At 67.0% G+C, this 12088-nt stretch carries 11 protein-coding genes and 2 pseudogenes; 6 read left to right on the top strand and 7 right to left on the bottom strand.

Going from position 1 to position 12088, the window contains the following annotated elements:
• Positions 1-19: 19 nt before the first annotated feature.
• Positions 20-1708: an alpha/beta hydrolase gene (locus AC07AL_RS11370; RefSeq protein WP_400809794.1), complete on the bottom strand. Its 1689-nt coding sequence runs from the start codon at positions 1706-1708 to the stop codon at positions 20-22.
• Between the two features lie 89 nt (positions 1709-1797).
• On the opposite strand from AC07AL_RS11370, the gene AC07AL_RS11375 reads away from it, so the two are divergent.
• Positions 1798-2154 (top strand): hypothetical protein, encoded by a 357-nt coding sequence (locus AC07AL_RS11375; RefSeq protein WP_363621335.1) that lies wholly within the window; start codon positions 1798-1800, stop codon positions 2152-2154.
• Here AC07AL_RS11375 and AC07AL_RS11380 read toward each other — a convergent pair.
• Together AC07AL_RS11380 and AC07AL_RS11385 are read right to left on the bottom strand one after the other, a co-directional pair.
• A complete protein-coding gene (locus AC07AL_RS11380) occupies positions 2145-3020 on the bottom strand; it encodes a GNAT family N-acetyltransferase (protein WP_478317353.1) in 876 nt (291 codons plus the stop codon). The two genes, AC07AL_RS11375 and AC07AL_RS11380, sit on opposite strands and share 10 nt — an antisense overlap.
• A gap of 39 nt (positions 3021-3059) precedes the next feature.
• A pseudogene (locus AC07AL_RS11385) lies at positions 3060-5181 on the bottom strand (thioredoxin domain-containing protein).
• A 1020-nt stretch (positions 5182-6201) separates the two neighbouring features.
• Here AC07AL_RS11385 and AC07AL_RS11390 point away from each other — a divergent pair.
• The gene (locus AC07AL_RS11390) at positions 6202-7068 is read left to right on the top strand and encodes a TIR domain-containing protein (RefSeq protein WP_478317354.1); all 867 of its coding nucleotides are present in this window, start codon (positions 6202-6204) and stop codon (positions 7066-7068) included.
• Between the two features lie 17 nt (positions 7069-7085).
• Here AC07AL_RS11390 and AC07AL_RS11395 read toward each other — a convergent pair whose 3' ends face one another.
• On the bottom strand, positions 7086-7946 hold the full coding sequence (locus AC07AL_RS11395) for a hypothetical protein (protein WP_478317355.1): 861 nt from the start codon (positions 7944-7946) through the stop codon (positions 7086-7088).
• A gap of 332 nt (positions 7947-8278) precedes the next feature.
• Here AC07AL_RS11395 and AC07AL_RS11400 point away from each other — a divergent pair, with 332 nt between their 5' ends.
• Entirely contained in the window at positions 8279-8551 is a 273-nt protein-coding gene (locus AC07AL_RS11400) for a hypothetical protein (protein ID WP_478317356.1), read from the top strand.
• Positions 8548-8955, top strand: coding sequence for a PIN domain-containing protein (locus tag AC07AL_RS11405; RefSeq protein ID WP_478317357.1), 408 nt, complete (start codon positions 8548-8550; stop codon positions 8953-8955). Before AC07AL_RS11400 ends, AC07AL_RS11405 begins: the two co-directional genes overlap by 4 nt.
• A gap of 33 nt (positions 8956-8988) precedes the next feature.
• Here the strand turns inward: AC07AL_RS11405 and AC07AL_RS11410 are convergent.
• The 3 genes and pseudogenes from AC07AL_RS11410 to mca all read right to left on the bottom strand — a co-directional run.
• Positions 8989-9147: pseudogene (locus AC07AL_RS11410) on the bottom strand (DUF255 domain-containing protein); the annotation flags it as partial.
• 78 nt (positions 9148-9225) lie between these two features.
• Positions 9226-9417 (bottom strand): hypothetical protein, encoded by a 192-nt coding sequence (locus AC07AL_RS11415; protein WP_063348010.1) that lies wholly within the window; start codon positions 9415-9417, stop codon positions 9226-9228.
• A gap of 49 nt (positions 9418-9466) precedes the next feature.
• Positions 9467-10372: a mycothiol conjugate amidase Mca gene (gene mca, locus AC07AL_RS11420; protein WP_063351176.1), complete on the bottom strand. Its 906-nt coding sequence runs from the start codon at positions 10370-10372 to the stop codon at positions 9467-9469.
• A 239-nt stretch (positions 10373-10611) separates the two neighbouring features.
• Between mca and AC07AL_RS11425 the strand changes: the two genes are divergently transcribed.
• Complete coding sequence (locus AC07AL_RS11425; RefSeq protein WP_363585466.1) at positions 10612-11028, top strand: DUF4307 domain-containing protein; 417 nt, start codon at positions 10612-10614, stop codon at positions 11026-11028.
• A gap of 380 nt (positions 11029-11408) precedes the next feature.
• Entirely contained in the window at positions 11409-11909 is a 501-nt protein-coding gene (greA, locus tag AC07AL_RS11430) for a transcription elongation factor GreA (protein ID WP_363585467.1), read from the top strand.
• The last annotated feature ends 179 nt before the right edge of the window (positions 11910-12088 follow it).

The raw sequence follows: 12088 nt of genomic DNA on the forward strand, positions 1-12088 counted from the left end.
GGCGCCCGGCGCGGTCGCTTCATCGCCCGCCCGTCCGTTCGACGTCCCCGCTGCCGATGACGATGGCCGCGACGTTGTCCAGCGAGGGCCCACCGCGGCCCGTCAGGTACTTGGTGTGCGCGTCGATGGGGTTGCCCCTGCTCCAGTCGTCGACAGCGAAGCGGTTCGCGCCGAAGTGCTTGCTCGCCGGGTCCCGCCCGTACCAGCGTTCGTCCGGGTCGATGCTGAACTTGGACGGAACGCGCGTCACGACGTCGTTGTCGGCCGCGCCGACCCAGACGTGGCCGGGCGGCAGCTTGAGGTCGGAGGCCTTGTCCACTCCTACGCCCGGGCTGCCGAGGAAGACCACGTCGTCCGGGGGCGCGTAGTGCGACCCGGGCTGGGTCGCGAGCTTGGTGGCCTGGCCCACCAGGTACGAGCCGTAACTGTGTCCGACCGCGGTGATGTGCGGCGGCTGGGCGCCCTCGTGGTTCACCCGCACCCCGCTCAGGAACTTCGCGTACGCCGGAGCGCCGTCCCTGCCCGCCTTGGTCGAGGCGGCCCCCAGGTCGGCTCCGGGCGGGTCGTACCCTAGCCAGACGATCGAGGCGACCGAATGGCCGGCCGGAGCCTTCTTGCTCGCGCTGCGATAGAGGCTCAGCGCGTTCTCCGCCTCGTTGGTGCCGTCGTGAACGTTTCCCCCCACCCCCAGGCTGCCGGTGTCGGTGGTGATTCCCGGCACGTAAGCCGAGATGTCGGTGGCGGTGTCCGGGTTCCCGTACGAGAGGATCGCCCGGCCCTTGCCCTCGTTGCCGAGGCCCAAGAGGTAGATCGGGGGGCGGCTCGGGTCTTTCCCGTCGATCTCAAGCCGGTTGACGATGGGCCCGTAGAGGTCGTACAGGTCCTGCTCTGCGGAGTTCAGCGGTACGTGGTTGGTGCGCTTCTTCATGATGTCGTCCATCAGGAACTTCAGGTGCGCCCGGTTCACCTGGTCCCGTACCTCTGCCGGCACCCCGTCGAGGTTGCCGAGCGATTCCGGATGGTGGCTGAGGAACCACTGCTGCCCGTCCGCTCCGAGACCCTTCCACCAGGCGTTGACGTCCGTCGGGGTGGCTTCCTTGCCCGGCATGTTCAGCTTCCAGAGCGGATTGGCCGCCTCGCCGAACTGCAGCAGGTAGACGTCCGCGCTCGCAGTCCTGGCGTCCAGGCCGCTCTTGTCGGTGGCGTGGCCCGTGTACTTCTTGAGTTCTTCGGCCAGCCCCTGGTCGACCCGGGTGGCCTCCGACAGCGCCGCGCCGATCCGCTGGGAGATCTCCTCGGCGGCCGCTTTCTGCTTGGCCTCCCAATCCGTGCTCTGGAAGGGACTGCTCGCCGGGGGCCAGCTCACCGACCCGCCGTCGTCGACCGACATGCCTTTGGCCTGGGCGTCGACGAGCGCCTTACGGAGCTTGCCCTGGGCGAGCGTGAGGGAGTCGGCGCAGTCCCGCACCTCGGCGCCGATGCAGTGCAGTTCGGTCGCCGCCGCACGCAGCTTGTCGGTGATGCCGTCCAGGACCGGAATCGCGGCGGCGGCCGCCGGTCCGCTCCACCCGGACCCGTGGACCCGGTCCGCGGTGCCGCTCTTCCAGTCGGCGGCGTGCTGGCCGCACGCCTTGCACAACGCGTCGTAGGCATCCGCCACCGCGTACAAGTCCGCAGGCTTGGCGTTCTTCAGGCTTGCGAGGTCCATCCCCCAGTCCCCCCGTTACCCATAGGCGCCCCCGGAGCACTCAGGGATACCATAACTCCCGCTGTCGATACGGAGATCGGGGGGACATCGTGCCGAGCGACCCAGGATTCACCGTCAAACCGGGCGAGTTGACCGCAGCCGGGAACAGTGCGCTGACCGTCGCCGGGAAAGTGCCCGACGAGACCGCGAAGTTGGCCGAGCCGAGCGCCAAGGCGGCTGCGAGTCTGGCGGGTTGGCGGAGCGGGGCGGCGTTGCAGGGGTGCGGGGCGGCCTGGAAGGCGCTGCTGGACGGCCTGGCCGGTGACATGAAGTCGGCCGGCGGCAATCTGCTGACCTGCGCGCAGACGTACGTGAACGCGGACCACCTGCCGGCACCCGCCGCGACAGCGGCCGTCGACCCCTTCGACACGAAGGTGGTCGGCGGCCGCCCGGTCGACTACGCGTAATTTCCGCCCCGCGTCGTGAAGTCCAGGGTCAGGCAGTCCTCGACCGGCCGGTAGCCGATCTGCTGGTAGATGGAGTTGCTGGTCGGGTTGGCGAGGTCGGTGTAGAGCAGGACCTCGGCCGCCCCCTGGGCGAGGGCGTGGGCGGAGGCGGCGGCGGTGACGGCGCTGGCGTAGCCGCGTCCGCGCTGGTCGGTCGGGGTGTAGACGGGGCCGATGCGGGACATGCCGGCGATCACCGGGCTACTGCCGGCCAGGGCGACGGGGCGGCCGCCGTCCTCCCACAGGTGGAGGCCGCCGGTGGCGATCCGGTCGTCGACGGCCTGGGGGACGTTGGGCAGGTCGACCCCGGCTTCGACGAGGAACTCCTCGTACCAGCGGATCGCCAGTTCGCGGTCGGCCGGGGCGGCGGGCCGGTGGTGGCCGGCGGGCGGGCGGGGCGGGTCGGTCAACTCGCCGAGCCGGTAGAGCCGTTCGTTGAAGCGGACGGACTGGCCGGCACCGGTGGCGGCGGTCCAGGCCGCGGCGAAGGCCCGGACCGCGTCCGCGCCTCCGCCGACGCCGGACACCTCGGTGAACTCGCTCCCGGCGGAGGCCAGTTCGACCGCCAGCTCGACTGCCGCCGCCGGTGTGCAGGAGAGCCGGGGGCCGAACGGCGGCGTCTGGAGGAAGGCTCCTTCGACCGGACCGCCGTCCGCCGGGCGCCACCAGCCGAAGACCGGTGGCCGCTGCCCGAACACGTCCAGGCCGCGTTCGGCCAGCCGGTGTACGACCGTGAGCAGGACGGTGCTCTCGGCCGGGCGGGCGGCGAGGAACTCTTCCGCGTGGCGCCGGAAGTCGTCGAACGAGCTGCTCAAGGTCCAGGTCATGGCCCATTCTGGCCCGGCCGCACCCCTCCCACCAGCGTTTTATTCGACGGCGACGCCCAGCCGCTCGCCGAGGACCGCCGGGTCGGTGGTCGGCGCTTCGCAGGCGAAGTGCCGGCAGACGTAGGCGGCGGGCGCTCCGCCGACCAGCGGCCGGCCCACCAGCAGCGGCACCTCCGCGCCGCCGTCCTCCACCGAACCGTCCGCCGAACCATCCGCCGGGTTCTCCACCGAACCATCCGCCGGGCCCGTCGGCGCGCCCACCGCGACGACCGCCCCGGGCGCGGTCCCGAGCAGCGCGACCCGGCGCAGCGCGGCGGTGGCCGGGTCCTCGGCCGGGCCGACGACGGCGACTTCGCGCGGCCCGTCGAGCAGCGCCTCGGCGACGGCGAGGCCCCAGCCGATGAACCGGGGGGCCCGGGACGCGAGCGCGCCGACGATGCCGAGGGCCCGTTCGGCGGCCGTCCGGTGCCGGTCGGAGCCGGTGTAGGCGGCGTAGGTGAGCAGGGCGCCGGCGGCGGCGGTCCAGCCGGACGGGGTGGCGTTGTCGGTGGGGTCCTGGGGGCGTCGGATGAGTTCCTCGGCGTCGTCGGCGGTGTCGTAGAGCGCGCCGGAGGTCTCGTCGGTGAAGTGCTTGAGCACGGTGTCGAGGAGTCCGCCGGCCAGTTGCAGCCAGGCGGCGTCGCCGGTGACGGCGTACAGGGACAGGAAGCCCTCGGCGGTGTCGGCGTAGTCCTCCAGGACGCCCGCGTTGGTGCCGGCCCGGCCGTCGCGGGAGGTGCGCAGCAGCCGGCCGTCGGGGGTGAGGTGGACGGCGAGCAGCAGGTCGGCGGCGCGTTCGGCGGCCTCGACGAGGTCGGGGCGCTCCAGGAGGGCGCCGGTCTCGGCGAGGGCGGCGATGGCGAGGCCGTTCCAGGCGGCGACGACCTTGTCGTCGCGGGCGGGGGCGGGCCGCCGGGCGCGGGCCTCGAACAACCGGGCGCGGATGGTCTCGTACTCGGTGAAGTCCTCGGGATCGGCGAGGAGTTGGAGAACGGAGGTGCCGTGTTCGAAGGTTCCGCCGGCGGTGACGGTGAACAGCCGGGCGGCGGTGGCCGCGTCGGCGGGGCCGAGCAGGTCGACCAACTGGCCGGGTTCCCACACGTAGTAGGCGCCTTCGGTGGACTGCCCGGTCTCCTCGTCGAGGCTGTCGGCGTCCAGCGCGGACGCGAACGCGCCTTCGGGAGTGCGCAGTTCGCGCAGCAGGAAGTCGGCGGTGGTCAGCGCGGTCCGACGGGCCAGCGGGGAGCCGGTGGCCCGCCACAGGTGCAGGTAGGCGCGCAGCAGCAGGGCGTTGTCGTACAGCATCTTCTCGAAGTGCGGCACGACCCAGCCGGCGTCGACCGCGTACCGGGCGAAGCCGCCGCCGAGTTGGTCATGGATGCCGCCGCGGGCCATCGCCTCGCCGGTGCGGACGGCCATCTCCAGGGCCGCCTCGGAGCCGGTGCGGGCGTGGTGGCGCAGCAGGAACTCGACGACCATGGCCGGCGGGAACTTGGGCGCGCCCCCGAAGCCGCCGTGCCGGTCGTCGAACTCCCGGCTGAGGGCGACCAGCGCCTGGTGCAGATCTGCGCCGGCGGGCGGATGGTGGGCACCGGCCGAGTAGACGGCGGCGCGCTCGGCGAGGTCGGCCCGGATCCGCCCGGCGACCTCCGCGACCTCCTGCCGCCGGCCCCGCCAGGCGGCGTCGACGCCTTCCAGCACCTGACGGAAGGACGGCATGCCGTGCCGGGGCTCCGGCGGGAAGTAGGTGCCGAAGTAGAACGGCTCCTTGTCGGGCGTGAGGAACACCGTCATCGGCCAGCCGCCCTGCCCGGTGGCGGCCTGCACGGCCTCCATGTAGACGGCATCGACGTCGGGCCGCTCCTCCCGGTCCACCTTGACGGCGACGAACCGCTCGTTCAGGTAGCCGGCGACCCCGGCGTCCTCGAAGCTCTCGTGGGCCATCACGTGACACCAATGATCATCAGGCTAAGTGGCACGACGAATAGCCCACCGAGAGAAGGATGGGAACGTCGCGCCGCTTGGCCTCTTGCATCGCCTCCTCTCCCCATGGCCACCAGTCCACAGGATTGGAGGCGTGCTGGCGGAGATAGGGCGACTGGGAGTTTGCCAGTCGATTCATACCGGCATCGTCGCACGCTCTGGGCCATCGAGCCTAGAGCGGCTGATCGCAACACCAGAAGCCGGCAGGGAGACAGGGGGCTCCTCGATCCAGGCTGGCCGCTGCACCAGCCGGACCCACCCGGAGGGGCGCTCCCGGACCTCCCAGGCCCACTAGACGCTCCTGGACTCACTGAAGAGCTCCATCACGACCACATAGAGAAGCACGGGGAGTCAAGCCCCCAGACCGCACCTGACACTTTCACAGTCGCTTTATTTATATTTTCAAGGCTTTATAGGATCCGGAGATGGCTTGCGACCAGCACGCCACCACCTTCCAATCCCAAAGTCCCCGAATTATTATATTGAATTACTAATCGAAGAGGAGTTTGTCACCGACTCCATTTGGGCACCTTGCGAACCATCGCTACGAGGGGTGCAAATGATTACATCAATTGTGACAGCCGGGGCCGGTATCGTCATCGCAGTAATGGCATACTGGTTGAACCATCGAGGCGAGGTTCGCAGGTCTCTCCGAAAAGAACGGATCGACTGGGTAGGCAGTCAGCTCAAAGACCTTTACGGTCCGCTTCTCGTTTTGGCAGAGACCAACGAACGAGCATGGAAAGAGTATCAGAGAATCTACTTTCCTCCCGATCCGGAAGAAGTGCCAGAAGGTTCGCTAGCAGAGTCAACTTCAGCACGATGGCACGTGTGGGTTAAGACGGTATTCGCACCAAGGGCCCAACAGATAAGGGAAATCGTCACTGCGCGCGGAGATCTCATTATCGAAAAAGAGATGCCAACAGTAGTACTTGACTTCTGCGCCCATGCGGCAACCTACGATTCCCTACTAGCAGACTGGGACGCCAGTGCCGTTAACGATTCCACACTTATTCGTCACCCGGGAAGCAGTTTCCTGGCATACGTACGCGATTCATACGCCGCTCTAAAAACCGAGCAAGAAAGACTGCTTGATTCAAGCTGGCCCTAACGAAACGACAGCCCATTGGCGACAATTACACAGAGAGGAAATTCTCTAATGAAGGTGTTCCTGAGTTGGTCCGGAGATCGCTCAAGGCGGGTTGCTGAGGCTCTCAAAAACTGGCTCCCGGATGTAATCCAAGAGATCGACCCATGGGTATCAAGCCAAGACATCGCCAAAGGTGGAAAAGGGATCGATGAGATTACTCACGAACTCGCCGCAACAGACTTCGGAATTATCTGCGTAACCCCGGAGAACCAAACATCGACGTGGATCAATTTCGAGGCAGGTTCACTCGCTAAAAAGTTCGAAACAGCGCACGTGGCTCCATTTCTCATTGCCATAAAGATTGCAGAACTAACTGGCCCTCTATCCAAGTTCCAAGCGACCGTAGGCGACAATCGAAGCGACGTCCGGAAGCTAATTGGCGACCTAAATAGCGCGCTAGCCGGACGAACGGTGGCGGAAGATCGCCTGGAACGAGCATTTACACGAAGTTGGCCTGAACTGGAAAGCGCCCTCCAAGAAGCTCAGAGGTCATCCTTGTCGGAAGGTGCGCGACATTCCATCAGACGGTCCGAAGCGGAGATGCTAGAAGAGATCCTCCTACTAGTCCGGAAGCAAGAATATCGCGAAACAAACCTGGAAGGAAATGTGACTCAAGCGGAGGAAAAACTATCACGCAGTCGGCGCATCAGCGAGGATGAGTTTATCCTATCCTCTTTTGCGAAAATCGGATGGCAGGTGACCAGCTCCTCCTGGGGGAAATCAGGGGTAAGCGTTACCGCACAACCCTCAGAAGGCAGTAGCGTATTCTTGTCGCGCGATTTCATCGAACGTATGGCCAAGTCCCTGGACAGGCCCGTGATCGTGATGGACGAGTCAGGGAATGCGCTGACCCGCAGCGGCGTCAGCTTCCCCTAGCGTGCGCACCATTCGACTCATCGGTCAAACTTAGCCTCTACAGGTGCCGGCATTTTCTCTGTCTTCTTAAAGCGCAGGTCCTCGACTTTCTCTTCCTGGACCCATGCGTTCCATGCCTTGATATAGATAGCTACTTGCTCGCGCATGGTATACCGCCGCTTGGCGCTCCTCTTTTTCACGTGAGGGACCTTAAGGAGAGCGAGCCGCGGATCCCCAACCTCAAGATTTGCACCTGAAGTCAGCCCCTCGATCCAACCATCCGACTTGACTGCGGGGGCCGCCTCCGACGTGACGAAATACCCTACCGCCATCCCAGTCTGACTGGCGAACACATGCTTAGAGATCTCACGGCCCATAACCACGGCCTCTCGATACATGTCACTGTCCTCTTCCTGTGCCGCAAGAATCCGGCTGTTTGCGATTCGAGCCCCACTGCCGCTCCACGAAGATTCCGGCATGTTCTTGAAGAGAAGAACGTGACGAATGGTGGAGTAGAGTACGGGTAGATACTTTTCGCCCGTAAATGAAAGCGCGTCCACACCACTACGCCGCTTCCCTGTATCAAGGACAGGAAATGCGGCTCTCGGAAGCCCTTCAAAAACGTACATCCATACCGGCACCTCTGCCTTAATAATGGCATTCAAGCGGTGCTGGCCATCGAGGAGGCAACCTGTATCGAGAGGCCCGTCGAGTGCAATTCCCTGATGCGTCAACTGCCACTCTTTACGGGCAATCGAATCAGCCAGGAAATCAACTTGCCCCCAGTCCAAGCGTCGATTGACTACTGCTCGCGACAGCAGAACCTCCGCCATCTCTGGGGTAATAAACACAAGACGTGGCGTGGGCGCACCCTCGGGAACCTTGTTATCAATAACCATCCCACAACTATACTAACCTCCAACGACGCAGCGTTGCCGAAGGCTTAAACTGATCGATTTCGAGCTTTTTCGCCGAACAAGTAAGAGCTCCAATGTCGAACTTGTTTAGCGTGGAAATATCAGGATGGAAAAATACATTTTTCCCATAATATGAACTTGAAGGCTCGGGCGCTGCCAACGGCGGTGAGTGGGTGAGTCGACTCGCCCCTCGGTGGGCGTCTACCTCAAGCCGGGTGGGCCATCCAGGTGGCGCGCGGCTCTGGCCGTCGACCAGCTCAACGGGAAGCAGCAAATCCCTCTCCATGTAATAGAGTCTGTACTATACTCTGGGCATGAAGACGACACGAGCCGGAACCACGGAGAACATCTCCGTCTCCATGCCCACCGAGCTGATCAGTGAGCTCCGCTCCCGAACCGGTCGCCGCGGGCTGTCCAGCTACATCACCGAGGCGGTCCGTCACCAGCTCGCCATGGACGGGCTCGCCGAGATCGTCGCGTCACACGAGGAGGAACACGGCGCGCTCACGGAGCAGGAGATCGAAGCCGCTCGTCGTGAGCTGTTCGGCGACCAGAACGCCGGTGAAGTCGAGCGGGGCGCCGCGTGAAGGAGCAGCCAGCCCGATCGCTGGTGCTCGACTCCGAGGCGCTCTCCCTGCTCCTGCACAACAACCGCGGGATGGCGGCTCGCATCGAGGCATCCCGGCAGGCCGGGGTTCCCGTCCTCGTGTCGGCGCTGACCATCGTCGAAGCCGTGCAGAGGAAGACCGACCTGGCGCGCTTGAGGTGGGTGCTCTCCCGGCTGCGGGTGGAACCGGTCACCCAGGAGGACTCATTGACCGCAGTGACGCTGCTTCAGGACGCGGGAGGGCTACACGGGCACAAGTACGCGATCGACGCCCTCGTCGCCGCGCTTGCGTTCCGCGCCCCGGCCCCGGTGATCGTCCTGACCTCCGACCGCGACGACTGGTCGAAGCTCTGCGGGAGCCGCGTGATCATCAGAGAGGTGTGAGCACCGCCGACTACTGCGTTTGCGAGTTCACTGGCACCAGTGGCACGCCGCGTACCCGACGCTGAGCAGCACCGGGACCCCCCGCCGCTCCGCCTCCGCGAAGGCCTCCGGCCCCCAGGGCCACCAGTCGACCGGGTTCTCGGCATGTTGCAGCAGGTACGGCGAGGTCGCGTCCGCGAGACGGTTCGGCATGCCCCCCATCCTCGCGCATCGGGGGCCGGGCGCCGGGACACCGGCTGCGGCGAGCCGGGCCCCGCGCGCGCCCGCGCGCTACTCCTTGGGGGCTTCCGGCTCCTCCGCGAAGTCGACCTTCTTGAACTGCCGGTTCATGGACTTGGCCAGGAACCAGGTGGCCACGCCGAGGGCGGCGAAGACGACGAAGCCGAGGAGTCCGGGGGTGACCTTGGCGTCGTCGACGGCGAGGTCGGCGGCGAGGTTGACGAGGTTCACGGGGGCGCTCATATCTCTATGGTGGCCCGGCTCACGGGGAGCCGGGCCATCGGGGGGTGGTTCAGTCGCGCGTGTCGGCGGCCTCGACGGCCAGGGTGGGGGTGCGCAGGCCGGCGAACAGGTCGTCCTCCGGCAGGTCCACGTCGATCAGGGTACGGGCGAGTTCGTAGTCCTCGGTGGGCCAGACCTCGCGCTGGACGTCCAGCGGGACGCGGAACCACGGCCCGTCGGGGTCGATCTGGGTGGCGTGGGCGATCAGCGCACGGTCGCGGGTCTCGAACCAGTCGCCGCAGCTCACCCGGGTGGTGATCTCGCGCTCCTGGCGGCCGCTCTTCTCCCAGCCCGCGATCCACTCCCCGTACGGCGAGTCGTGGCCGTGCTCGGTGAGGTACTGGTGCAGGGCGCGGATGCGGCCCATCGGGAAGCCGTGGTTGTAGTAGACCTTCAGCGGCTGCCAGGGCTCGCCGGCCTCCGGGTAGGCGTCCGGGTCTCCGGCGGCGTCGAAGGCCAGCATGGTGATCTTGTGGGTCATGATGTGGTCGGGGTGCGGGTAGCCGCCGTTCTCGTCGTAGGTCGTGATGACCTGCGGCTTGAACTCCCGGATCAGCCGGACCAGCGGTTCGGCCGCCTCCTTCACGTCCTCCAGGGCGAAGCAGCCCTCGGGCAGCGGGGGCAGCGGGTCGCCCTCGGGCAGGCCGGAGTCGACGAAGCCGAGCCAGGCCTGCTTGACGCCCAGGATCGCCCGGGCCTCGTCCATCTCCTTGCGGCGCACCTCGTGGATGTTCTCCTCGATGTACGGGTCCCCCTGGAGCTTGGGGTTGAGAACCGACCCGCGTTCGCCCCCGGTGCAGGTGGCCACGAGCACGTCCACTCCCTGCTCGACGTACATGGCCATGGTGGCCGCGCCCTTGCTGGACTCGTCGTCCGGGTGGGCGTGCACCGCCATCAGTCGCAACTGCTCAGTCAACGCCTTGCGTTCCTTCCACATATCGGGCGTTCCGCGAAGTCCGGTCCGCCCACCGTACGAGCCGCTCACGTCGGGGCCGCGTCGCCGCGGGACCGGCCGCGGACGAACCCCGGCCCGGTCGAGCCCCGCCCCCGCCGGACCGGCCGCGGGCGTGCCCCTCCTATAGTGACGGACTGGAGGAGCGTCGCATTCCCCCGCACCACCCGCGCGGCCCTCCCGTCAGGAGAGGACTGGGTCCGATGAACGCGAGCACCACCACCCCGCAGCTGCCCGAGGGGCGCTACGGCCGGCGCGGCGACCGCGATTCGGACCGCCGCCTGAAGGTGGTCGGCGCGGTCTGCGGCGTGCTGGGCCTGGGCCTGGTGGCCTGGCTGGGCGGCTCCTACCTGCTGCGCGAGACCACGATCAACGGCTCGGTCCCGACCTTCCAGGCGGTCTCGGACTCCGAGGTCGAGCTGCACCTGGCGGTGCGCAAGAGCGGCGGGACGGCCGGCAGCTGCACGGTCCGCTCGCAGGGTTCGGACGGCTCGGTGGTCGGGGTGGCCGACTTCCCGGTGCCGGCCGGCGGCTCCAGCTACGACGCCGTGGTCACGCTGCGGACCACCGCCCGTGGCACCACCGCCGAACTGCTGGGCTGCACGCCGGCGAAGAAGTAAGCCCCCGAAGGAGCGCGGAGGAGGAGGCCCGGCCGCCGAGTCGCACCGGCAGCGCGCCGCGCTCACCGGTACTCTGCCGGGCACCGGCGCATAACCGATCGGGAGAACGGGCATCCGTAGGAAGTCCCGCACCCGGCCCGGCACGCACCGCCCCCGTACACCGTGGCGCATTCGCTGTACACCGTGGCGCAACGCCGACGTCAATGGCGCGCCAACGACCCTTCTGCTTGTCGGCAGGACTTGTTAGGCTCGTGGTTTCGCCCCTTCCGCACCGGATGGTACGGGAGCGGGCGTTGCTTTGTAGTTACGACCGATATCACCACCAACCCTGCTGACGACTCACACCCTCAGCACAGCCCCAGCACCTACGAGGAGCACCCGTGACCCAGACCAGTGAGAACGTGACCTGGCTCACTCAGGCCGGCTACGACCAGCTGAAGGCCGAGCTGGATCACCTGACCGGGCCCTGGCGCATCGAGATCGCCCAGAAGATCGAGGCGGCGCGCGAGGAGGGCGACCTCAAGGAGAACGCCGGCTATCACGCGGCCAAGGAGGAGCAGGGCAAGTACGAGCTGCGCATCCGCCAGCTGACCCAGCTGCTGGAGCGTGCCAAGGTCGGCGAGGCCCCGGCCGACTCGGGTGTGGTGGCCCCGGGCATGGTCGTCACGGTCGCCTTCGACGGCGACGAGGACGACACCATGGAGTTCCTGCTCGCCTCGCGCGAGGTCGCCGGCGCCGACACCATGGACGTCTACTCGCCGCAGTCGCCGCTGGGCCGCGCGATCGACGGCAAGCAGATCGGCGACGAGGCGACCTACGATCTGCCGAACGGCAAGCCCGCCATGGTGAAGATCGTCAAGGTCGTGCCGCACGCCGGCTGACCAGGCCTGATCCGGCGTGATCCGGCGCGATCCGGCCTGACCAGGCCTGACCGACAGACGAGGGCGGGGGGGGGGGGGGGGAGGCCGCGGGTGCCCTCCTTGTGGGCCGGGGGCGGTTTCGCCCCCAAGCGAACGGTGATTTTGTCCCGAAAAACAGGGGAAAAACCCAGTGGTTAACC

Source organism: Kitasatospora sp. NPDC043949 (assembly GCF_056435365.1).